Origin of the sequence: Pseudoxanthomonas composti, assembly GCF_004122095.1 — a bacterium.
Classification (GTDB): Bacteria; Pseudomonadota; Gammaproteobacteria; order Xanthomonadales; family Xanthomonadaceae; genus Pseudoxanthomonas_A; species Pseudoxanthomonas_A composti.
Map to the genome: position 1 here is coordinate 113,862 of NZ_SAWZ01000010.1, position 22,818 is coordinate 136,679.

Annotated in this window: 15 protein-coding genes and 1 pseudogene; 11 read left to right on the top strand and 5 right to left on the bottom strand. The window is 62.9% G+C overall.

Going from position 1 to position 22,818, the window contains the following annotated elements:
* Positions 1-127 precede the first annotated feature (127 nt).
* From EPA99_RS16175 to EPA99_RS16185, 3 genes are all read left to right on the top strand, one after another.
* Positions 128-496, top strand: coding sequence for a BlaI/MecI/CopY family transcriptional regulator (locus tag EPA99_RS16175; protein WP_129472278.1), 369 nt, complete (start codon positions 128-130; stop codon positions 494-496).
* The gene (locus tag EPA99_RS16180; protein WP_129472279.1) at positions 486-2,570 is read left to right on the top strand and encodes a TonB family protein; all 2,085 of its coding nucleotides are present in this window, start codon (positions 486-488) and stop codon (positions 2,568-2,570) included. The genes EPA99_RS16175 and EPA99_RS16180 overlap by 11 nt, the downstream gene beginning before the upstream one ends.
* An 83-nt stretch (positions 2,571-2,653) precedes the next feature.
* The gene (locus EPA99_RS16185) at positions 2,654-3,169 is read left to right on the top strand and encodes a hypothetical protein (RefSeq protein WP_241688429.1); all 516 of its coding nucleotides are present in this window, start codon (positions 2,654-2,656) and stop codon (positions 3,167-3,169) included.
* 159 nt (positions 3,170-3,328) lie between these two features.
* Here the strand turns inward: EPA99_RS16185 and EPA99_RS16190 are convergent, their stop codons facing one another.
* The gene (locus tag EPA99_RS16190; RefSeq protein WP_129472281.1) at positions 3,329-3,946 is read right to left on the bottom strand and encodes an ATP-binding cassette domain-containing protein; all 618 of its coding nucleotides are present in this window, start codon (positions 3,944-3,946) and stop codon (positions 3,329-3,331) included.
* Entirely contained in the window at positions 3,946-4,641 is a 696-nt protein-coding gene (modB, locus tag EPA99_RS16195) for a molybdate ABC transporter permease subunit (protein WP_129472301.1), read from the bottom strand. The genes EPA99_RS16190 and modB overlap by 1 nt, the downstream gene beginning before the upstream one ends.
* 141 nt (positions 4,642-4,782) lie before the next feature.
* Between modB and trxC the strand changes: the two genes are divergently transcribed.
* Positions 4,783-5,223 carry a thioredoxin TrxC gene (gene trxC, locus EPA99_RS16200; RefSeq protein WP_129472282.1) on the top strand — a complete coding sequence of 147 codons (441 nt, stop codon included), beginning with the start codon at positions 4,783-4,785 and terminating at the stop codon, positions 5,221-5,223.
* Positions 5,224-5,409: 186 nt separating this feature from the next.
* Here trxC and EPA99_RS16205 read toward each other — a convergent pair whose 3' ends face one another.
* Positions 5,410-6,210, bottom strand: coding sequence for a S1/P1 nuclease (locus EPA99_RS16205; protein WP_129472283.1), 801 nt, complete (start codon positions 6,208-6,210; stop codon positions 5,410-5,412).
* Positions 6,211-6,710: 500 nt separating this feature from the next.
* Here EPA99_RS16205 and EPA99_RS16210 point away from each other — a divergent pair, with 500 nt between their 5' ends.
* A complete protein-coding gene (locus EPA99_RS16210) occupies positions 6,711-7,172 on the top strand; it encodes a hypothetical protein (protein ID WP_129472284.1) in 462 nt (153 codons plus the stop codon).
* 20 nt (positions 7,173-7,192) lie between these two features.
* Here EPA99_RS16210 and EPA99_RS16215 read toward each other — a convergent pair whose 3' ends face one another.
* Positions 7,193-8,233 (bottom strand): cytochrome-c peroxidase, encoded by a 1,041-nt coding sequence (locus EPA99_RS16215; protein ID WP_129472285.1) that lies wholly within the window; start codon positions 8,231-8,233, stop codon positions 7,193-7,195.
* Positions 8,234-8,323: 90 nt separating this feature from the next.
* Between EPA99_RS16215 and EPA99_RS16220 the strand changes: the two genes are divergently transcribed.
* From EPA99_RS16220 to EPA99_RS16230, 3 genes are read left to right on the top strand one after another with little or no spacing between them, the layout of a single operon-like run.
* Positions 8,324-13,285 (top strand): beta strand repeat-containing protein, encoded by a 4,962-nt coding sequence (locus EPA99_RS16220; RefSeq protein WP_129472286.1) that lies wholly within the window; start codon positions 8,324-8,326, stop codon positions 13,283-13,285.
* A 27-nt stretch (positions 13,286-13,312) separates the two neighbouring features.
* Positions 13,313-18,682, top strand: coding sequence for an RHS repeat-associated core domain-containing protein (locus tag EPA99_RS16225; RefSeq protein ID WP_129472287.1), 5,370 nt, complete (start codon positions 13,313-13,315; stop codon positions 18,680-18,682).
* 26 nt (positions 18,683-18,708) lie between these two features.
* Complete coding sequence (locus EPA99_RS16230) at positions 18,709-19,338, top strand: hypothetical protein (RefSeq protein ID WP_129472288.1); 630 nt, start codon at positions 18,709-18,711, stop codon at positions 19,336-19,338.
* A 206-nt stretch (positions 19,339-19,544) separates the two neighbouring features.
* On the opposite strand, the gene EPA99_RS16235 is transcribed toward EPA99_RS16230, so the two are convergent.
* The gene (locus EPA99_RS16235) at positions 19,545-20,168 is read right to left on the bottom strand and encodes an OmpW/AlkL family protein (protein WP_129472289.1); all 624 of its coding nucleotides are present in this window, start codon (positions 20,166-20,168) and stop codon (positions 19,545-19,547) included.
* Positions 20,169-20,433: 265 nt separating this feature from the next.
* Between EPA99_RS16235 and gap the strand changes: the two genes are divergently transcribed.
* The 3 genes and pseudogenes from gap to EPA99_RS16250 form a co-directional block, all read left to right on the top strand.
* Positions 20,434-21,438, top strand: coding sequence for a type I glyceraldehyde-3-phosphate dehydrogenase (gene gap / locus EPA99_RS16240; RefSeq protein ID WP_129472290.1), 1,005 nt, complete (start codon positions 20,434-20,436; stop codon positions 21,436-21,438).
* A gap of 403 nt (positions 21,439-21,841) precedes the next feature.
* Positions 21,842-22,351 (top strand): hypothetical protein, encoded by a 510-nt coding sequence (locus tag EPA99_RS16245; RefSeq protein ID WP_129472291.1) that lies wholly within the window; start codon positions 21,842-21,844, stop codon positions 22,349-22,351.
* A gap of 170 nt (positions 22,352-22,521) precedes the next feature.
* Positions 22,522-22,818 (top strand): annotated as a pseudogene (locus EPA99_RS16250) (DUF2339 domain-containing protein); the annotation flags it as partial.

Sequence of the window (22,818 nt, forward strand, 5' to 3'; positions counted from 1 at the left end):
TCTTCGCACGCAAAACGCCGGCATGTCCGGCGTTTTGCATGTGTGTGGGATGTGCAGCACGCAGCGCGATGTTGACGCGGCTTCGTTTACGGGTGTAATTTAAATAAAAATTACAGGCGTAAACGATATGGCGATCAGCGATGCCGAGGCCGTGGTGATGGACGTGCTGTGGGAGCGGAGTCCGCAGACCGCCGAAGACGTCGTGGCGGCGCTGGCCGGGCGCAGCGACTGGGCCGAGCCGACGGTCAAGACCCTGCTCAACCGCCTGCTCAACAAGGGCGCGATCCAGGCCACCAAGGAAGGGCGCCGGTATTTCTATTCGCCCTTGCTCACGCGCCAGGCCTGGGTGCAGCAGCAGAGCGAGGGATTGCTGGAGCGCCTGTTCGGTGGCCGCGTGGCGCCGCTGGTGGCGCACTTCTCCGAGCGCGGCAAGCTCTCGGCGCAGGACATCGCCGATCTCAAGCGCCTGGTGCAGGAGCTGGACGATGCTCCGTGAACTGATTTTTCTTCTGACCGAGACCGCCGTGGCCAGCAGTGTGGCCATGGCGCTGGTGCTGCTGCTGCGCAGGCCGGTGCGCGCCTGGGGCGGGGCTGGCGCGGGTTATGCGCTGTGGGCGCTGGTGCCGGTGGCACTGGGCGCCGTATTGCTGCCCGCCCCGGTGCGCCCGCTCGTGCCGCTGGCGATGACCGCGCAGGTCGGTGCCGCGCAGCCCTTGGCTGCACTGCCTGCCGGGCCCGCCTTCGACTGGTCGCTGCCGCTGGGACTGTGCTGGCTTGCGGGCGTGCTGGTGGTGGCGGCCCTGCAGGTCTGGCAACAGCGCCGCTTCCTGCGCAGGCTGGGCCCCTTGCGCATGCATCGCCCCGGTTTGCAGGTGGCCGCGACCAGCGCCGGGTTGCCGGCCGTCACCGGGGTGCTGCGCCCGCGCATCGTGTTGCCGGCCGATTTCCTGCAGCGTTACGACGCGGCCGAGCGCGCGCTGGTGGTGGCGCACGAGCGCCAGCACATCGTCCGCGGCGATCTGCTCTGCAACGCGCTGCTGGCGCTACTGCGCTGCCTGCACTGGTTCAACCCGCTGCTGCACCTGGCCGCCAGGCACTACCGCCACGACCAGGAGCTGGCCTGCGATGCGCGCGTGCTGCGGCGCCATCCACAGGCGCGACGCGCCTACGCGCAGGCCATGCTCAAGACCCAGCTGGACGATCTTGCCTTGCCGGTGGGCTGTCACTGGCATACCCACCCGATCAAGGAGCGGATCGCCATGTTGAAACGTCCCATTCCCCGTCGTTGGCAGCGTGCTGTCTCCTCGGTGCTGTTGTTGGCCCTGCTTGCCGGTGGCGGTTACGCGGCCTGGGCACAGCAGCCTTCGGCCCCGGCCGTCAAGGCGCCGGCGGGCGCGGCTGACGAAGCCATGTACGGCTTGCAGATCCAGCTCGATGCGGCGGGGCAGGCGCATCCGTTCGAGGTGCATGCGCGTCCGAGCGAGCCATTCGGCTTCATGACCACCGCCAGCCAGGGGCACGCCTGGTCGGGGGAGTTCACGCTGACGGAGGCAGGCAATGGCCGGCTGAGGCTGCAGGGCGAATTGAAGGACAACGATCGGGTCGTGTCTGCGCCGACCCTGGTGTTCGAGCTGGGCAAGCAGGCCTCGATCGAAGTCGGAAGCGACCCCGGCGCGTTGTTCAAGATGCAGGTCATGGCGCGCGTGCTGCACGCGGATGAACGGCCGATGCCGCCACCGGCCGACGCGGACCTGACCACGACGGTCTTCAAGGGGGCGGTGCGGATCCAGACCGCGGCAGACGGCACCCAGCACGCCACTGCCAATGCCATCGAGATCACACGCGAGGCGAGCCAGAAGCCCCTGGCCGAACTGAAGCCACCGGCCTATCCGGAGGAAGCCGCCCGCGCGCGCATCGAAGGGCGGGTGGTGGTGCTGGTGGATGTGACGCCGGACGGCCATGTGGCCGCGGCCACGATCGAAACCTCGCAGCCGGCGGGGGTGTTCGATGCGGCGGTGCTGAAGGCCGTGCGTGGATGGACCTTCGATCCTGCGATGCAGAACGGCACTGCGGTGGTCGGCCGCGTGCGCGTGCCGGTGGACTTCGCAATGGACGATGCGCCGATGGCCGGCACGCAGGCCGCGCTGATCGACCGCAATGCCTATGGCTGGTTTACCGAGGACGCAGGCAAACCGCTCGCCACCACGCTCAACTGCGATGCTGCGCTGCTGGAAAAGCAGGACGTGTCCGGACAGACCCGGCGACGCTGTGGCATCCGCAGGCCGGAGGCCACGCCGCCCGCAACCGCACCCCAGGCCGTTTCGCCGCCCCAGGCCGCGGTGGCGCGCGGAAGCCGGGTGCTGGCCGATGTCGCTGCCGACGGCCAGGTCGCCAATCCCCGCCTCGATACTTATCGCTCACCGAACGCGCTGGAGCGCGCGCTGGTGAGGACTTTGAAGAAGTCGCGCCATGCGCCGGCCGTGCGTGACGGCGTGCCCGTGCCCAGTACGTTGGCGATCGACACACGGGCCGTGCAGCCGGCGCCCGCCGGGTTCCTGGCGGCGCGCTGATGCGGATTGTTCTTGCCGTCCTCGCTTCGGCGATGCTGTGTGGCTCGGGCTGCGCCAGCAGACCGCCTGCGCCCGCCCAGGAGGTGACCACCGCCAGCCGCAGCGTGGACCAGCGCATGCTCACTCCCGAAGCGGCGGGTGGCGCGGCCAAGGTGGAGCGCTACCAGCTTGCGCCGTCGGAGGTCTTCCGCATGCCGCAGCCAGAGCATGCGCCCAACCCCGAGCTGCCCGCAGATTCGCCCAGGCAGACCCTGGCGCCGACCACGGTCTGCGCGCGGCTGGTGATCGACGCGGCCGGGGCGGTGCAACGCGCCGAGCTGCTGGCCGACCGCGACGAATGCCAGGCCGGGGCGCAAGCGGAGTACGCGGATCTGGCCGCGGCGACGTTGCAGCAGGTGCGGCAGTGGCGCTTCGTTCCGGCGGCGCTGTGCCGATTCGCAGCCGGGCAGTCGCCCACCGAACCAGGTCAATGCGATGGGGCGCAGTCGGTCGAGGCGGTGCCGGTGACCTTGCTGTATGCCTTCACCTTCCAGGTCGAGCGAGGTCGCGCGCGTGTCGAGCGTGGCGGCGTGGGCGCTCAGGCGCGGCCGACGCCCTGATCCGAGCTGTGGGAGCCGATTCATCGGCGATGCTTTCCCGCGGAGTCTTGGCCACCTCAGGCTGCGGCGATGCGGACAGTGCGCGACGGCATCCCATGTTCGATGCGGCGCGCATCGGCAGCGAACACCGCGAGCCCATCGAACGCCAACCAACCCACCTCAGGTCAGCGCGTGCACCACCTGCGCCAGCTGCCGCACTTCCTCGGGCTGGTGGCTGACGTAGAGCATCGGCAGGCGGGCCTCTTCGCGCAGGCGCAGCAGATAGGGAATCAGCTCGCCGCGCCGCGCCGGATCCAGCGCGGACAGGGGCTCGTCCAGCAGCAGCAGGGCGGGCTGCGAGAGCAGGGCACGACCGATCGCCACGCGCTGGGCCTCGCCGCCGGACAGGTTGCGGGTGGGCCGGGCCAGCAGCGGTGCGATCCCCAGCAGATCGACGACCTCATCGAAGCCGAAGCGCTGGCCCACCCCACGGCGGTGGCGGCCGTAACGCAGGTTGGCGGCCACATCCAGATGCGGGAACAGCCGCGCATCCTGGAACACGTAGCCGACCTGCCGGCGGTGCGGTGGCAGGTCGATGCCGCGGGCGCGATCGAACAGCACGCGGCCATCGACCTCGATGCGGCCTTGCTGCGGCTTCACCAGCCCGGCGATGGCGTGCAGCACGCTGCTCTTGCCCGCCCCCGAGGCACCGGTGAGGGCGACTACGCGGGCCTGTTCGGCCAGCTGCACATGGCGGCGGAAGGTCCCGCGCTGGAGCTGGATGTCCAGGTGCAGCATCAGCGCACCTCCATGTGCCGGCGCTGGCGGCGCACCAGCCAGTCCGAGACCATCAGCGCACCCAGCGAGATGCACACCGACACTGCGGCCAGCCGCCAGATGCCGGCCTCACCGCCCGGCACCTGCAGCAGGCCGTAGATGGCCGAGGACAGCGTGCGCGTTTCGCCAGGGATGTTGGACACGAAGGTGATGGTGGCGCCGAACTCGCCCAGGGCCTTGGCGAAGGCCAGCACCGCGCCGGCCACCAGCCCGGGCCAGGCCAGCGGCAGGGTGATGGTGAAGAACACGCGCCAGGGCGAGGCGCCCAGGGTCAGCGCGGCATGCTCGTAGTGGGCGTCCACCGCCTCGATCGACAGCCGGATCGAGCGGACCATCAGCGGGAACCCCATGATGGCGCAGGCCAGCGCCGCGCCGGTCCAGCGGAAGGCGAAGCGAAAGCCGGTGTGCTCCAGCAGCCAGGCGCCGATCGGCCCCTGCGTGCCCAGGCTCACCAGCAGCACATAACCGGTGACCACCGGCGGCAGCACCAGCGGCAGGTGGACCAGGGCGTCGACCAGCGACTTGCCGAAGAAATTGCGACGGGCCAGCAGCCAACCCATCGCCACGCCCGCCGGCAGGCTGGCCAGCGCTGCCCACAGCGCAATCTTCAGGCTCAGCGCGATGGCGACGCGTTCTTCTTCGGAAAAGGTGGGCAACGTGGACTCGATGCGGCGACAGGGCGGTGCGGTCACTGCAATACACCATCGCGCATTTTTCCACCGCATACGTGTTCAGGCCAGCACGGGCGCCGGGCTTATGCTGGACGTCACTGCCAACAACCAGCCCTTGCCAGTCCCATGTCCGATCCCCTGCTGGTCGCCTGTCCCCACTGCGATGCCCTCAACCGCGTTCCGCAGGCGCGCTTGCGCGAGCGCCCGCAATGCGGGCGCTGCAAGCGGGGGTTGTTCGAGCGCCAGCCGCTGGCGCTGACCGCGGCCCGCTTTGCCGCCCATGCCGAGCGCGCTGACCTGCCGCTATTGCTGGATTTCTGGGCCACCTGGTGCGGTCCCTGCAAGACCATGGCGCCGCAGTTCCAGCAGGCCGCGGCCCAGCTGGAGCCGGGCATGCGACTGGCCAAGATCGACACCGACGCCGAACCGGCGCTGGCCACCCGCTACGGCATCCGCAGCATCCCGACCTTGGTGCTGGTGCAGCACGGCCGCGAGCTCGCGCGCCAGGCCGGCGCGGTGCCGGCTGCGGAGATCGTGCGCTGGGTGCGCGCGCAGGGGATCGCCTGAGCCTGCGCGTTCCGGCATTTGCGCGATGGCGTGCGCATGCCGCGCTGCGATTGCCAGTCCTGGGATCCGCCGCATGGCGGCAGTCGCATCACGCCGAGGCGGGACAGCTTTGCGCGGATGTCGTGCTACGGAGCGCGCTGGGGGACGGCGTGTGCGGGCATCGCGTGCCCCTCGCAGCCGCTGCCTTCAGCGGCCCAGAGCGTCGTTCAGCACGGTCGCCAGATGCACCCCGCCCAGGCGCAGCTGCGCCTCGGCCATCGGACGCCACTTCTGCACGTAGGCCTGGTCGATGCGGGCGCGCTGCGGGTACAGCCCGGGGCTGATCGCCGTGGCGCAGGAGGCTTCCGCCCAGGCCACCGGCTGCGGCCGCGAGGGCGCGGCCACAGAGGTATCCGAAGGCGCCGGCATGGCGCGCAGGCGCTGCAGGTAGGCGGCTTCGTCCAGGCCGGCGGTGCGCAGCAGGCCGCTGTCCCACAGCGCATGCAGATTCGTGCCGCGGCCGTCCAGGTTGACCTGCACCGTATTGCCGCCCTTGTCGTGCGCGAAGGCCGCATGCAGCGGCTGGTGTACGTCACCGACGAAGTGCACCACGAACTTCAGCGCCTGCAGGCGATCGGCCTTGCTGCGCTTGCGATCGGCCAGGATCGCGCTCTGCCGGCGGATCGCCTCGACCACGCAGTCGCCATTGCGGCAATCGCGATTGCTCTCGTAGCGGCAGCCTTCCTCGGCGATGTTGACGTAGTGCCAACTGGCGGTCTTCTTGCCCAACGCCGCGTCCGTGTTGCGCAGTTCGTCGGCCCAGTTGGCGACCCCGGCCAGGGTCGGCTCGGCTTCGCCCTTGAGCAGCTTCTGCGCCTCGGCCCGGGCCTTGGGCGACATATCGTCCCAGGCCAGGTCGGCGACCAGGCGATGGCCCAAGGGCCCCCAGGCAAGGGCAGGACCGGAGATCAACAGCAGCGCTGCCGATGCGAAAAATGAACGGATCATCCGTCAATTTTAGCCGAGCGCGGGGCCGGGGGAAATTTGGTGGGGCGACTCAGCTTTATACCGACGGCGGCAAGCTCGAATGCTGCTACCAATGGTCCATTCACAAAGCCGCTTTCTGGGCCAGTCCTTGCAAGCGTCCAGGCGCATTGGGGGGAAGGAAGCGCGTGTTGCTAGGGGATTGGCGTTGCTCAAGACCTGCAAGTGCTCAAACGCCGCGGCGGGATGAGTTTGCGGTAGCGACATCTGAAGGCGTGCGGTTGGCACTTAGGCGCCTGCATCTAAGCAATGAGTGCGCTCGACGGATCATGCCGGATGCAAGAATTCCGCTAGGCTAAGAACTCTTTTATATCGAACACAAGATCGAATTCGAGCTGCGATCCAAGCTTTTGCAGTGCAGGAATGAACTTGACTACGGTGAAGCCCAATTTTGTTTCAGGCGAGCCATGTAAAGTTCAGATTCTTGCTAATCTGTAGTGCCTTCAGCCAATCAAGAGGACGTTATGCGCCGACTGCTGCACGGGACACTCATCCTGATCTCCAGTCTTTTGTGTAGCTGTGGGGAGCCGGAAGGTGCGGCCTCCGGGCGCACCGGTACGGGCAACGTCGACACGGCCGGCGAGGTGGTTGCCAAGCCGGAGATTCGGCAGATTCTTCTCGTCGGTGAGCGAAACGGCTTGGAGGGTGGAGGGCGTCCGTCGCCTATCACTTCCAAGAATCCCATCAACTGCACCGTGTCGACCACGAAAATTGACGTGGGCTCGCAGCGTCTGACGATGCGATTGATCGATCTGTCGAGTGGCCAGGTGCTTGGCGAGCAGACTCAGTCGATGAGTGCGGGCCAAGATACCGCGCATTTTGAGTTCAAGCCGGTCGATGCTTGGGCGCGGGGGCGCCATCTGCTTGAGGCTCGCCTTGGTCCAGCAGGTAAGGTGTTTCAAAGGGAATTCGACGTTGTACCGTAGGGAGCCTCAGTTGACCCATTCTAGTGAGTGGGTAGTGCCGCATCGTCAAGCGCCTGCAGGAAGGCGCGTAGATCGCGCTGTTCCTGGGCCGTAAGCGAAATGGGGGCGCCCCTTGCGAGGCTGCGGTAATAGATCTCTCTCCGAATTGCTTCTTCCAGCGTGGCTACACTGCCATCGTGCATGTAAGGAGCCGTTCGCGAAATGTTGCGAAGGGTGGGTGTGCGGTAAGCAGCAAGATCGCGCCCTTGGCTGGTGACTGCGAACCGTCCTAGGGCGGCCATCTCCGGATCGGAAAGCACAAGTTCTGCCATGGATGACCCGCTTTCGCGACGCAATTTGAAAGCGGAGATCGTCTCGCTGACATGTCCGGTCATCCTCTCCAACCCGACGTTCGAGTGGTGAAAGCGGTTGTCGGTGAACGGTGCGAGCTTCCCGGTCGCCGAATGGCAAGATCCGCAATCGGCCTTGCCCATGAAGACTTCCATGCCCCGTCGCTCAGCTTCCGATAGTGAGGTCGTGTCGCCTGCTACAAAAGCGTCGTAACGGTTTCCGGCCGTCGTAAGTGATGCCAGATACGACATCAGTACGCTCGACACGCGTTCTTGGTCTACACGTTCGTCGCCAAAGGCGGCTCTGAACTGCTCGCGATATGCTTTGCGCGCAGAAATAGCGTGAATCACCGCATCCATGTCCGGGCTCCCCATTTCAGCGGGGTTGGTGAAAGCCGCAATGACAGCAAGGTCGAGCCTTGTCCCACGCCCGTCCCAGAAAAAGCTCTCGAAGTATGGCAAATCCAGCAGGCTGGGGACGTTGCGGGTACCACGGCGTTCGCCATAGAGCTCGGGGACCGCCACGTTCTGTGCGAAAGCATGCTCGCGCTGATGACAGGACGCGCAAGCCATGGACCCGCTTGCGCTCAAGGTGCGGTCTTCGAATAACGCCTGTCCCAACTGGATAGCGGCGGTGCGCCCGGCTTCTTCCGAAGGCTCAAGGGCGTGCCAACTGGCCATCGCGGAGATGCCCAGTAAAAAAAAAACAGGTAAAAGCGCATTCCTTGGCATTGACTTGCGTCTAGCAATTGGACAGAGTATGAACGTAGGCTTAGGCGCCTGTATCGAGCATACGGCTCGATCCACCAAAAGGACAGTCTCATGGACGAGCAGTTGCCCGGTCGGCATCGCAGGCGAGTTATAGCTGCGCGGCTGGCGCGCTGGACGACCACTTGCAGACGAGTGCCTACGCTGCTCCTCCTTTTGGGCATGCTCTTTTCGTCCTTCGCTGGTTTAGCCACAACTTACGTCTATGACAGCGGCGGCAAGCTTGTCGCAGTGTCCGATGATGCCGGTGCTAGCGCGCGCTATACCTACGACAAAATCGGCAATCTGACCGGCGTTGATCGGTTTTCTGCGGGGCAATTGGCGATCTTCACCTTCGCTCCCGCTCGAGGAGCGGCAGGCACCGTCGTTAAAATAAGAGGGCAGGGGTTCAGTGCCACGACGTCACAGAATGTCGTCAAGTTCAACGGTGTTTCCGCGACCGTGTCCGCGTCGACCGCGACTGAGCTGACCACATCCGTCCCCGCAGGTGCCGCTACCGGCACGATCACTGTTACCGTGGGTTCTGCGACGGCCGGCAGCGCCAGCAGTTTCGTGGTGGACGTTGGGGCCGGAGTGCCGGTCATCAACGCGCTATCCCCGACATCTGTCGTGGCAGGACAAGCAGTGACTGTCACAGGGACCAGGCTCATGCCGGTCATTGGCCAGACGACGACGACGCTCAACGGTCGCACAGCCGCTCCTTCAGCGATTTCCAACGCGCAAATCGTGTTCCCCGTTCCTCTAAACGCGAGCAGCGGGAAAGTGACAGTGACGACGCCTTATGGCGTAGGTACCAGTGCCCAAGATATCTTGGTCGCGCCGTCAGGGGTGCTGCTGTCTGATATTGAGTCGGTCAAGCGCGTTTCCCTGAATGGCGTTGCCCAAACCTTGACCGCTAATGGCGCGGGCAAATCGGTCGCAGTGTTGTACGACGCGGCTGTGGGCGACTTTCCAAGCCTTCAATTCAGTGGGTTAGGCGAGCGAACGCTGAGCTACACCGTTTATGGCGTTACAAACACTCAGCTCGCCTCGGGGGCAGTCGAGGCTGGGTCTCCCAGTGTCCATCTACCATCGGTGAAAAGTGCAGGGACGTACCTGATTGTTCTGCGCCCGGATGCACCGGCCACTTGGACTTTGGCACTGGAGAAGGCGCCGGCACTCGTCTCGGGCGGAGCCACGCTGAGCCAGGCGCTGACGAAAGTCTCGCAAAGCAAGCGGTTCGTGTTCTCGGCCACGGCGGGACAGAACCTCGGTCTTGCGCTGAGCGAACTGGTCGCGCCCAACGCATCCTATGCCTACCTGAGGCTTTACAAGCCCGATGGTAGCTATGCAGCCGATCAGTACTGCTACCCCGATTCCGATGGCTGCCAAGTCAACGTGCAGGACGCGGTTGCAGGGTCCTACAGTCTGGTCGTAGATGCGCCTGCTCATGGCGATCGGACGATGAGCTTCAAGGTCACGTTGTCGACGGACATCAGCGGAACCTTGGCGTTGAACACGACCAAGGTGCTCAATCTGAGTCGAAGAGGTCAGAATGGGCGGCTGACGTTTAGCGGGACGGCTGGGCAAACATTGGGCTTGCAGATCGCCGGTCAGAGCACGCTGCCTGCAGGACGTACGACTTACTACACCGTATACCAGCCCGACGGCTCGGTCCTGAACTCCACGGCCATCACTTCAGGCGGTACGTTGAACTTGCCTGGCCTGCCTGCCACGGGCACCTACACAGTATTTGTCGACCCCTACTTGGGAGAGACTTCGAACGCGCAGTTGATGATCAGCTCGGGGACGACGGGTGGACAAGTCACGAACGGTGCCAGCGGAAGCTTCTCGACGACGGTGCCCGGTCAGAACGTCTATCTGACATTCTCGGCGTCCGCGGGACAGAACCTCGGCCTTGCGTTGAGCGAACTAGTGGTGCCCAACGCGTCGTACGTGCAAATGCGGGTGTACAAGCCCGGTGGCGACTATGCGGCCGATCAGTACTGCTATCCGGACAACGGCGGCTGCCAGGTCAATCTGCCTAACACCGTCGCAGGCACTTACAGTGTGATCGTAGAAGCGCCCAGTGACGGCGATCGTACGATGAGCTTCAAGAGCACGCTCTCGACAGACATCACCGGCGCATTGGCACTGAACACCACGAAGGCGCTCACGCTCACCCGCCGCGGTCAGAATGGACGGCTGACCTTCAGTGGCGCGGCGGGTCAGACGGTTGCGCTGCGGATCTCCGGACAGAGCACGGTTCCCGCGGACCGGACCGTGTACTACACGGTCTACCAGCCAGACGGCGCCGTGTTAACGAGCACATCGGTAACAACAGATGGGACGCTGAATCTCCCGTCGCTGCCATTTGCCGGCACCTACCAAGTGTTCGCCGATCCCTACTATGGTGAGACCGCAAGCGCGCAGATCCTGCTGTCCTCTGGCGTGACGGGAACAACGCCGGTGGGTGGTGCGACTGGAAGCCATGGCACCAGCGTGCCGGGTCAAAATATTTACCTGAGTTTCAACGCAACCGCAGGCCAGAATCTGGGCCTGGGACTGAGTGACCTGGTGTTTCCGGGGGGTGGCACCTACCTTTATGCGACGGCCTATGGTCCGGCTGGTGAGTACGTGGCCAGCAATACCTGCTATGAGAGTTCGGCCGGTTGCCAGCTGAATCTCTCGAATCTGGCAGCGGGTACTCACAGCGTGGTGATCACGCCTCCGTCCGACGGAGGCCAGACGATGAGCTTCAAGAGCACGCTATCCGTGGATGCGGTGGTGCCGTTGACGGCCAATACAGCCAAGACCATGAGCCTGACGCGGCGCGGTCAAAACGGTCGACTCACCTTCAGCGCAACGGCGGGGCAGTCAGTGGCACTTCGAGTCTCTGGACAGAGCACGGCTCCCGCGGACGGCTATGTGAACTACACGGTGTATCAGCCGGACGGTTCCATGTTGACGAGCATGTCTGTGGTCACGGATGGCACGTTGAATCTGCAGTCCTTGCCCGCCTCTGGTGCATATCTGGTCTTCGCTGACCCGAACTATGGTGAGACCGCCGGCGCACAAGTCCTGTTGTCTACGGGGGTGACGGGAACGGTGTCAGTGGGCGGCGCAACGGGAAGCTATAGCACGACCGTCCCTGGTCAGAACGTCTATTTGAGTTTCACGGCGACGGCGGGCCAGAACTTGGGTTTGGGACTGAGTGACCTGGTCATGCCGGGTGAGGGGAGCTATCTGTACGCAACCGCCTACGGTCCGAACGGAGAATACATTGCCGGCAACGGATGCTATGCATCAGATGGTGGTTGCCAGCTGAATCTTTCGGGTCTAACAGCGGGCACTCACAACGTCGTCATCGCAGCTCCGTCCGACGGAGCGCGCACGATGAGTTTCAAGACCACGCTTTCGGCAGACGTGGTGGTGCCTTTGACCGCCAACACGGCCAAGGCCTTGAGTGTGACCCGTCGCGGCCAGAACGGTCGACTGACCTTTAGCGGGACGGTTGGGCAAACGGTCGCGCTTCGCATCTATGGCCAAAGCACCGTTCCGGCCAATCGCAACGTTTACTACACGGTGTACCAGCCGGACGGTTCTATGTTGACGAGTACCACAGTGATGACGGACGGAACGCTCAACCTGCCATCGCTGCCAGCCACGGGCACGTATTTGGTCTTTGCCGATCCCTATTATGGTGAAACTGCCAGTGCGCAAGTCTTGTTGTCCTCCGGCGTGACGGGAACGGTGTCAGCGGGTGGGGCAACTGGGAGCTATACCACCACGGTCCCGGGTCAGAATGTCTACCTGACTTTCACGGCGACGGCGGGTCAGAACCTGGGTTTGGGGCTCAGTGACTTGGTGATGCCTGGTGGCGGAAGTTACCTCTATGCAGCGGCTTACGGCCCGGATGGTGGACACGTCGCCAGCAGTGGCTGCCATGTAAGCGCTGGCGGCTGCCAACTGAATCTGTCGAGCCTTGCTGCGGGTACTTACAGCCTGGTCATCGCGCCGCCGTATGACGGAAACCAGACGATGAGCTTCAAGACAACGCTGTCTGCTGACGTGGTGGCGTCGTTGACGAACAACACCGTCAAGACCATAAGTCTGACGCGACGTGGCCAGAACGGCCGGCTCACCTTCAGCGGGTCAGCAGGGCAGACCGTGGCACTCCGAGTCTCGGGGCAGGGTACGGTGCCTGCGAATGGCGATGTGTACTACACGATCTATCAGCCAGACGGCTCCATGCTGACAAGCATGTCGGTCGTGGCGGACGGGACGCTGAACCTGTACTCGCTTCCCGCCACCGGTACCTATCTGGTGTTTGTCGATCCTAACTATGGCGAAACCGCCAGCGCGCAGGTCCTGCTGCAAAACGGCGTAACGGGAACAATGCCGGTGAATGGCGCCACTGGGAGCCATACCACCAGTGTCGCGGGCCAGAACGTCTATTTGAGCTTCACAGCAACAGCGGGCCAGAACCTGGGCTTAAGTTTCAGCGACTTGGCAATGCCCGGCGGGGGGAGCTATCTCTATGCAACGGTCTATAGCCCGGATGGTGGACATATCACCAGCAACGCTTGTTATGTGAGCCAGGGCGGCTGTCAACTGAATCTATCGAATCTGACTGCGGGTACTCACAGCGTGGTGGTGACACCGCCGCCCGATGGAAACCGGACGATGAGCTTCAAGAGCACACTGTCCGCCGACGTGGTCACGGCGTTGACGGTCAATTTCACCAAGACCTTGAGCTTGAGTCGTCGCGGTCAGAATGGATGGCTCACCTTCAGCGGGACTGCGGGACAAGCGCTGAGGTTCCGGGTCACCGCGCAAACTACGACGCCTTCCGATCGAGATGTGTACTACACGGTTTACCAGCCTGACGGTGTATATCTCACGAGCATGGCCTCGCAGTCCACGGCGTCGCAAGATCTCCCGGTATTGCCACAATCGGGCACATATTCGATCTTCGTAGATCCGTATTACGGCGAAACGATGAGTGGTCAGGTTCTCCTGTCTCCAGCAAACTGATTCAAGGACGAAACAAAGGACGCCATCATGGATAACGCCGGTCTGCAGCTGAAAGTGTGGGGTCGAGGGGCTTTGCTTGGAGTGCTGGCCGCGATGTCGACCGGCGATGTTCAAGGTTTTGCAGAGTCTTCATCGTCTGCGTCCGTACAGAAGAGCGAAGCGGGTGGACGATCCGCGGCCAGCGAGATCCAGAGCGGGCGAATGATCTCGCTGGAAGGTCGGCAAACCTTGCGGATGGAGAAGTCCGGGCGCGAACTTCGCCTGTGGAATCAAGATAGCCCTGCCGTCAGCGTCCGGAAATGGACGCTGCCTCAGCCGCGCTTTGGCGCGAGCGTGACGCGCCTGGCGGATGGGCGTGTCTTGGTGTGGGGAGGCGTAGATGCCAAGGGGGACCTGCTGGAGGGGGGATACCTGCTCTCGCCGCAGGCTGAGGGCATCGAGGCAACGGATCTGGACGGCACGAGCGCCCGGGCGAGCCATACGGCCACCGTGCTGACCGATGGCCGAGTGTTCTTCGCGGGCGGCAAGGGCGCCGCCGGGCAGGCTCAGTTGTGGGATCCGAAGGCGCATCGTGTCGAGCAGGTCGAGATGCCGGAGCGCACTGGACATACCGCTACATTGCAGCCAGACGGGACTGTGCTCCTTTTCGGAGGGGCGGTCGCCGGGATGCCGGCCGCGAGAGCGCTAGTGTTTGATCCTGCTGATCGGCGTTTCGTTGCCCGCGGCACAACATGGTCGGACAAGCTCCCGCTGGAACTTGCCGGTTCTCTCCCCGCGGCGGGAGATCATCAGGTCGATCCAGAGGCGGGTTTGACGCTTCGGTTCAATAGACCGGTGCGCGCTGCCGACGTTGGTGATGCCAAGATCTCGCTGATGGGGCCCGGTGGTCGGGTTGAGGCTGCGCTCACCGTCGCCGAGAGCGGGCGTTTGATCTTCTTCCAGCCCGCAGTGTCGCTCTTTCCAGACACCCACTACACGCTCCTGGTGGAAGGTCTGCATGCTCTGAACGGCGAAGCGTTGGCTCTGAACGTCGTCGAATTTAAAACGCGCGCTATTGAACCGGAAAACGGCAGCGCATCACACCCGACGGCAGCGGAGCTGTCTGCCGTACAGCCGTCAAAGCGCCTGCTCGGTTGTGGGCAGACGCATCCCCTGCCGTGCCGGGAGCGCGCGAGCCTGCAAGAGGGTGCTTGGCAGCCAGGAAGGGACAATACCGATGCGCGTTGGCGTATTACGGCCAAGCGTGCGGAGTTGTTGCCCCTTAGCGTATTCGAGGCGGCCATCATCGGGAGTGGACGCACTGCTGTCAGCGGTCAGGTGTTGCTGGTCAATGACAAGCCGCTCGCCGGGGTGGAAATCAGTATCGGCAACTCCAGGACGAAGACGGATCCATCCGGTCGCTTCGTGCTGGCGGATGTACCGCACGGGCATCAGGAGCTCTATGTCGATGGTACCTCCGCCAATGTCGCCGGGCGGGAGTATGGGCAGTTTGTCGTAGGTGTGGAGGTCAGCCCGAAGAAGCTCACCCGCCTGCCCTATACGATGTATCTCCCACAGATCAGTGCGCGCGACAAGACGAAGATCGCCTCCCCCTTGAAGCAGGATGCGGTCGTCACTCATCCCGACATGCCTGGCCTGCAGATCCACATCCCAGCTGGGACCGTCATCCGCGACCGTAAGGGCAATTTGGTCCGTGAGCTTGCAGTTGTCCCGACACCGGTCAATCGCGCTCCGTTTCCGGTGCCCGCCAACTACCCCATGTATTTCACCCTCGAGCCTGGCGGCGCACTGATCCAGGGGCTGACGACCCAGGCCGCTCAGGGCATCAAGGTGCTGTATCCGAACTACGACAAACTGCCGACAGGGACCCGAGCCAACTTCTGGATCTACGAGCCGTCTGGCGGGTGGCGGGTATACGGCCAGGGACGCGTGACGTCCGATGGCACGCGCATTGCCCCAGAGGCTGGTGTCGGGCTGTATCAGGCGATGGGGGCCAGCTACAGCATTGATGGCAACACGCCGCCGCCTGAGCCGGATAAGCCGGAAGTCAGCGATGGCTGTGGATGCGAAGCCGGTGGAGCTGGTGCGACCGCCGGTGATCCGATTGACCTCTACACGGGTGAGTTCTCCTACGACGAGGTCGACGCAGTGGTGGGTGGGCTCGTGCCCATCTCAGTGAGACGCTTGTATCGTTCGCATGAAACGACCAAGCGGGACTTCGGTATCGGGACCGCCGCGAACTTTCGCTTCACCCTGTACGCACCAGCGGCAGACTACAACCAGTTGCAACTCGTATTGCCCACCGGCTCGCCCGTGTTGTTTGATCGGGTGTCGGGGAGCGGCTTGACGGGGCAGTGGGCGCAGGCTGGAACCATGTCCGGCTATGCCGGCGCGACGATTACGCAAGGCACACCCTCCGGGCACGGCTATCTGCTGGAGCTGCGTGATGGCAGCAAGATGTACTTCAATCAGTACTCGCCCAACCAATTGGAGTGGACGCTGGACCGATTCGGAAATCGCGTGGACTATGTTTACGATGCGGGCCTGATGGTCCAGATCATCTCCGCCAATGGCCGATATCTGGCCATGGAGTACGACTCCGACAATCGGATCAGTGCGGTCAAGGACCCAGCTGGCAACGCTTGGACATATACATACGATGTCAATGGCTATCTCAGCAAAGTGACGCGGCCGGACGGCAGCACGCGTTCATACAGGTACAAGATCAGCTTCGTGGCGCAAAACGTCACGTATCAGGCTCGCTTGGAGTCGATTTACGATGGCAAGAACCAAAGGGTGCTCTTCAATGAGTTTGAAACCCTACTTGGGTCAATGTGGACCGGCAGAGTCGTTAAGCAAACGCAAGCAGATGGCGGTGTGCTGAAGATCGAATACGACCATTCCGATGGCGATACCACAGGAGTTTTGGTGACGAGGCCGGACGGCAGCAAGCGCCGTGTGGTCTTCGACCATCGCAACCGTTATCCGGCAAGCGACACGGTGGCTTACGGAACCGCGCTCGCGCAGACGACTAGGTACGAGCGCACCGCTCGGGGGCAGATCAGCGCAAAAATTGATGCGCTAGGCAGGCGCGTCGAGTACACCCGCGACGAGCGTGGTCGCGTCACCCAAGTCAAGGCCATGGCTGGCACAGCCCAGGCCCGAACCACCCAGATAGCCTATAACGCGGACGGTGATCTTGCTTCCGTTACCGATGCGCTGAATCACAAGGTCAGCCTGGGTTATACCGACCGGTGTTTGACCTCCGTCACCAACGCGTTAGGCAAGGTCATCAAGGCAACCTGTAACTCGGCCGGTCAGCGCTTGACGTTAACCAACGCCTTGGGCCATACCACTTCCTACACCTGGACAGGCGAGGATTTGACGCAAGTCAGTGATCCGCTGGGTCGCAAAGTCAAGTTTCGCTATGACGTTCTGGGGAGGTTGATCGCGGCGGAGGACAGCCAAGGCAACATCTCGCGCAGGCAATACGATGGCCTGGGCAGAGTGGTGAAGGCGAGCGATCCACTTGGTAACACGGTCGAAACGGAGTTTGATGCCAATGGCAACGTCGCAGCGATACTGCTGCCGCATGGCAACGGTGTGACCTACGCTTATGATGCGCGCGATCGTCAGACCATGCGGACAGATGCCCTGGACCAGGTCGAAAGGTGGACGTACGACGCCATGGACCGCGTGAAGACCTATAGAGACCGTCGCAATCGCGTGACCACGCTCTCTTACGACGTGCTCGGCCGCTCCACCGCAGTCGCGTTTCCCGGTGCGGGCGGCACACTGACGTCGAGCTATGATGCAGCCAATCGCACGGTGGCTTTGGCCGATAGCCTTGGAGGAACGCTTGGTTGGGCATATGACGCATTCGACCAGGTCACTGAAGCCAGTACGCCGCAAGGCACGATCCAGTACGAATACGATGCGGTGGGCCGCAGGACAAGAATGCAGGCAGCCACCCAAGCCGAAGTCGTATACACCTATGACAGCGCGGATCGTCTGACGGGCATCACCCAAGGCGCCGAGGCTGTGAGCTTTGCCTATGACAACGCCGACCGGCTGATCACTCAAACCCTGCCTAATGCTGTGCAGACGATCTACAACTACAACACCGCCGGTCAAGTGACGGGCATTGCGTGGGGCAAAGCAGGGCAGACCGCCTTGGGCAGCCTAGGCTACGGTTATGACGGCCTGGGGCGGCTTGTCGCTCAAACCGGCACGCATGCGCCGCAAATGTTGCCAGCAAGCAGTGTCAACAATGCCTTCGACGACAACAATCGCCAGACTAAGGCTAATAATGTCGCGCTGAGCTACGATGCCAACGGTAATCTCATCAGTGACGGTGTTCGTTCGTATGTCTGGAATGACCGAAATCAGCTTGGGCAGATCAGGCAAGGCGCTTCGGTGATTGCGAACTTCAGCTACGACGCATTAGGTCGGCGCGGATCGCGGACTGAAAATGGCGTCACAACTAGCTACTTGTACGATGGATTGGATGCAGTGCAGGAAGTGCAAGGTGGCACAGCCAACCCGCTGTTGATTGGTTTACGAATCGACCAGCGGTTCGCGCGCAATGACAGTGGTGGGCGTACATACTTCCTGACGGATCTGCTGGGAAGTACCCGGGTACTCACGAACGCAGTGGGATCCGTAGTGCAGCGATATGATTACGATCCCTACGGTAAAGTAAGTCAGGCGAACGCAGCTTATAGCAATCCGTATCAGTACAGTGGCCGCGAGCTGGACCTGAGTGGGCTCTACTATTATAGGGCGCGTTACTACCATGCAGCGAACGGGCGATTCATAAGCGAAGACCCTATCCAGCTCGCCGCGGGACCTAATGCCTACACGTATGTCGGCGGGAATCCAAATGGTGCCACCGACCCGCTAGGACTTTGCTCATGCGGATTGCCTAATGCTTCCTCCTTTATGGACAGTTATCCAAACTACGATGATTATAGTGGCAGCGGGGTCTGGAGTCTTATTGGTGGTTCGTTAGATGATAAATACGGTGCGAACTCTCCTGGCGGGACGGAGGATTCCTGCGCCGCGCGCGCTAGTTACGGATTGAACGAAAGCGGGGCGCGCATTCCTGCTGGTTCTCCAGGTGCAAATAGGAACTGGAACGGCGACAATAATCGCTACATTATCAGCGCTCAGAAAATGAATGATTATCTTAGGAATGCATACGGACCTCCTTCACAAACGCTAAATAGTGCGGGTGAGTTGGCTAATCTCCGCGGAGGACTGGGTAATGGAGGTGCAGCCATTGTCTCCTCTGGTGGGCACGTCGGTGTTGTTACAGGCGGCTACGCTGACCCATACGTAGGCTCCTACTTGGGCGATGTTTGGATCTTGCCGGGGGGGAACTGCTCGTGCCCATAAGGAGCATGATGGTGATACTTGCGTCTATGCTGCTCCTGATTTATTCCAGTGTGGACGCTGCAGAGCGCCGCAAGCGTTTTGATAAAGAAAGTTACATCATGGATGTGGAGCTGGCGTCCGGACTGCAGGTTCGTCATGTTGTGTATCGCAGGGAGCCGCTTGGGGGTTGGTACTGGCTAGATATAAGGAGAGGATCCGGGCTTATTGTTGTGGATCGTGATGGTCGAAAGGTTTCTCAGATTGCGAGTTCAGATTTTGATGAGTTAATTCATAGGTTGATGATTGTGATAAATCAGGAGCACTCCGGTAAACTCCAAAGCGTTCGCGTCGATTTATCTCTGATTTCTGAGTTATGGGATGGTTCGGTTAAAAATATACGGGGGGCTGGTGTCGCGTATGATTACAGACTTGAGCCGAAGTCGGAGCTAATACTGGCTACGATGAAGTCCTATTTGAGCGGAAATGATCTGGTTAAGCGGGTTTGTGAGCAAGTTGTTTTGATTGATAAGAAATGCAAAAAGAACGTGGCAATGAATCCGGTTGTTTTTAGGTCGGTATATCTTTGGCAGAAATGGGGCGACGTTGTCCTTCAGCCTGATGCGGGAATGGATAGGGGTTTGAATTGGTTTAGCATAGACGTTGAGGATGCGCGATAGGTCGTTGTTCCTATTAATGGCTTAAGGTTATTTTAATATGGTTTGCTGAATAATTATTTTGGTCATGCTGGATCCGAAGCGCGCACTGTGGGTGTGCTGCCTGCAATCGATCAACAATGGCTTCCTGCTCGGAGGTGGGTGAGCAGCCGAGCTGTGCCTAGTGCTGGCCGCGCGCACTTTACATACCGCTTGTGTTCGGCCCCGCCTCAGAACTTCAACACATACGCCGCGCCATACACCCACGGGTCGATGTGGACCGTGCCCAGGCGCGCGCCGTCCAGGTGCACGGTGCTGTCGATGTCGATCCAGCGCACGTCCACGCGCAGGGCGCCGCGCGGGCTCAGCCTGAAATCCAGACCAGCGTGGGCGGCCAGGCCCCAGGAATCGTCCAGCTTGAGCTTGCTGCCGGCCAAGGCGCCGCGGGTGTCCTCGCTGAAGAAGGTGGTGTAGTTCAAGCCGGCACCGACGAAAGGCGAGACCGTGCCCTGGCTATTGAAGTGGTACTGCAGGGTCAGCGTGGGCGGCAGGTGCTTGGTGCTGCCGATGTTGCCCAAGCCGCGGATCTGGATGTCGTGCTCGAACGGCAGCGCGGCCAGCACCTCCACCCCCAGGTTGTCGGCGACGAAGTACTCCAGTGCGAAGGTCGGGCGGATGTTCTTGTCGACCTCCACCGGCAGGGTGCCGCCGGCCAGGGCGCCGTTATCCGACTTGGGCGCGACCTGGTGCGCGCCCAGGGCAAGGGTGAGCTCGCCGCGGGACTGGGCCAGGGCCGGGCAGGCCAGCAACGGCAGGGCGAGGAGGAGGGTGGTGTTGAGCAGGTTGCGCGTCATGGCCAGATGCCTGTGGTGTGGAATGCGCACGCAGTGTTCTGCCGATGCGCCAGGCGCGCCTTGATCCTGATCAAGCGCCCCGCGCGGCCTGGCCTCCGCGCTTGCCCGCAGGCCTTGTGCGGGCGGGCTCGGATGGCCGGCATTCGGTCGCGCAATGCATGTTCGGCAGCTTCGAACCGTCCCGGCACGGCCAACGATCCGGTCACGGTGGCCCTGCTAGAATCGCGCTCCCTTTCCAGACCCCGCACCAGCAGGAGTGGCTTAGATGACGATCAAGGTAGGCATCAACGGTTTCGGCCGCATTGGGCGCAACGTGCTTCGCTCGGCGGTGCAGAACTTCGGCAACGACATCCAGATCGTGGCCATCAACGACCTGCTCGAGCCTGACTACCTGGCCTATATGCTGCAGTACGACTCGGTGCATGGCCGCTTCGAGGGCGAGGTCTCTGTCGAGGGCGGGCATCTGATCGTCAACGGCAACAAGATCCGCCTGACCGCCGAGCGCGACCCGGCGGCGCTGAAGTGGGACGAGGTGGGGGCCGAGGTGGTGATCGAGTCCACCGGCATCTTCCTGACCAAGGAAGGCGCGCAGAAGCATCTGGATGCCGGCGCCAAGAAGGTCATCCTGTCGGCCCCGTCCAAGGACGACACGCCGATGTTCGTGTTCGGCGTCAACGACAAGACCTACAACGGTGAGGCGATCATCTCCAACGCCTCGTGCACCACCAACTGCCTGGCGCCGCTGGCCAAGGTCATCCACGACAAGTGGGGCATCAAGCGCGGCCTGATGACCACCGTGCATGCGGCCACCGCCACGCAGAAGACCGTCGATGGCCCGTCCAACAAGGACTGGCGCGGCGGCCGCGGCATCCTGGAGAACATCATTCCCTCCTCCACTGGCGCGGCCAAGGCGGTGGGCGTGGTGATCCCGGAACTCAACAAGAAGCTGACCGGCATGAGCTTCCGCGTGCCGACCTCGGACGTGTCGGTGGTGGACCTGACCGCCGAGCTGGAAAAGCCGGCCACCTACGAGGAAATCAAGGCCGAGATGAAGGCCCAGTCCGAGGGCGCCCTGAAGGGCATCCTGGGCTATACCGAGGACAAGGTGGTGGCCACGGACTTCCGTGGCGATGCCCGCACCTCCATCTTCGACGCCGAGGCCGGCATCGCCCTGGACTCGACCTTCGTCAAGCTGGTGTCCTGGTACGACAACGAGTGGGGCTACTCCAACAAGTGCCTGGAAATGGTGCGTGTGGTGGCGGGCAAGTAAGGTTTGTCGCATCGGCAGTGAAAAGGGCGCTTCGGCGCCCTTTTTCTTTTAAGCGGACCTTCGGCGCATGGGGTTACAGGGAAGGCCCCTTCGCGGCTGAAGCCGCTCCCACGCTCGGGATGCGCAAGGGGTTGGTGGTGCGAGGCAGCTAGCGTTCGTCGTGAGAGCCGATTCATCGGCGAAGGGGCTCTACCGTTAAGGCCAGTCGCGGCTGGAGCCGCTCCCGCCGGGATGCGCGGGTGGGTCGCATGGGGCGGGGAGCGTGGCGAAGGACGCGATTTGTCGGCGCCCATTCCAGTGCGGCACTTCCTGGTTTTAAGCGGGCTGTGGTAAAAGTTCGCCGCCGGCCAAGGGAGTGCTGCAAGGGGGCGCCGGTGAACTTCAATTACGTTAAGGAAGATAGATGAACAAGCATCGTTGGTTCGCCTGCTGCCTGGTCGCCCTGTCGGCGATCTCGATCAACGCCGCGGCGCAGGACGCGGATATCTACGACGTCGCCTACATCCAGAGCAACCTGACGGTTGGCAAGACCACCCGGGCCCAGGTGTTGGAGCATTTCGGTGAGCCGACCTCCAAGAAGGCCACGCTCAGCTCCGCCGGCGGTGCCTCGGAGACATTGGTGTACGTCCGCGGCGCGCCCAAGGTGGCGCAGAAGCAGAAGAAGGGCGGCGGCCTGGGCGGCATGATGGCCTCCCTGCGCGGCGTGGCTTCCGATGTGGCCGGCGTGACCGGTCAGAACATCCGCTACGACGACCGCGTGCGCGCCTCGCGTGTGGAAGACCAGGCCAATGCCGCCGATCGCCTGTCCTCGCGTCTGGGCACGCCTGCCGAGACCGCCTCGGCCTCCGCGGGCGCGGCCACGCTGAGCATCCAGCTGGACAATGGCGTGGTGTCGTCCTTCGACCTGCAGTGACGTCTCGATGGCCGGTCCGGTCGGGCTGAGGTCCAGCGGCCCAGGCCCGTCGGCGTGAAAGGCTGTGTCTTGAGAGGCCCCGTGATGCGGGGCCTCTTCCTTTGTGGCGATGCGCGATTGGTTAGCATCGCGACCGAATAGCGGCGCCGACAGCGCCTGGGGCGATGCGAATGGGCGATGTGATCGGGATCGTGATCCTGCTGGGGCTGGTGCTGCTGGCCGTGCCGGTACTGCTGGTGATCCTGATGGTGTCGCTGTCGCGCCTGAAGGGCCGCGTGGCGACGCTGGAGGCCACGGTCGCGCAACTTCGGTCCCTGCAGCCCGCGGCAACGCGTGCGCCTGCCGCGCCCGCCGCCGCGCCGGAGCCGGACGCGCGCCGCGCGGCCGCCCTGGACCTGGCCGAGCCGGCCGCAGTGTTCACCCCGTCGCCCGAGCAGCCCACGCCGACGCCCGCCGCGGCCGCCGCG

What these genes read in the sequence shown, in the direction of transcription:
- EPA99_RS16225 (WP_129472287.1), top strand. Translation starts at nt 13,313, where the DNA reads ATGGATAACGCCGGTCTGCAGCTGAAAGTGTGGGGTCGAGGGGCTTTG.
- EPA99_RS16235 (WP_129472289.1), bottom strand. Translation starts at nt 20,168, where the DNA reads ATGACGCGCAACCTGCTCAACACCACCCTCCTCCTCGCCCTGCCGTTG.
- gap (WP_129472290.1), top strand. Translation starts at nt 20,434, where the DNA reads ATGACGATCAAGGTAGGCATCAACGGTTTCGGCCGCATTGGGCGCAAC.
- EPA99_RS16190 (WP_129472281.1), bottom strand. Translation starts at nt 3,946, where the DNA reads ATGCTGCACCTGGACATCCAGCTCCAGCGCGGGACCTTCCGCCGCCAT.
- EPA99_RS16180 (WP_129472279.1), top strand. Translation starts at nt 486, where the DNA reads ATGCTCCGTGAACTGATTTTTCTTCTGACCGAGACCGCCGTGGCCAGC.
- EPA99_RS16245 (WP_129472291.1), top strand. Translation starts at nt 21,842, where the DNA reads ATGAACAAGCATCGTTGGTTCGCCTGCTGCCTGGTCGCCCTGTCGGCG.
- EPA99_RS16175 (WP_129472278.1), top strand. Translation starts at nt 128, where the DNA reads ATGGCGATCAGCGATGCCGAGGCCGTGGTGATGGACGTGCTGTGGGAG.
- EPA99_RS16205 (WP_129472283.1), bottom strand. Translation starts at nt 6,210, where the DNA reads ATGATCCGTTCATTTTTCGCATCGGCAGCGCTGCTGTTGATCTCCGGT.
- EPA99_RS16220 (WP_129472286.1), top strand. Translation starts at nt 8,324, where the DNA reads ATGGACGAGCAGTTGCCCGGTCGGCATCGCAGGCGAGTTATAGCTGCG.
- EPA99_RS16215 (WP_129472285.1), bottom strand. Translation starts at nt 8,233, where the DNA reads ATGCCAAGGAATGCGCTTTTACCTGTTTTTTTTTTACTGGGCATCTCC.
- EPA99_RS16210 (WP_129472284.1), top strand. Translation starts at nt 6,711, where the DNA reads ATGCGCCGACTGCTGCACGGGACACTCATCCTGATCTCCAGTCTTTTG.
- EPA99_RS16230 (WP_129472288.1), top strand. Translation starts at nt 18,709, where the DNA reads ATGCTGCTCCTGATTTATTCCAGTGTGGACGCTGCAGAGCGCCGCAAG.
- trxC (WP_129472282.1), top strand. Translation starts at nt 4,783, where the DNA reads ATGTCCGATCCCCTGCTGGTCGCCTGTCCCCACTGCGATGCCCTCAAC.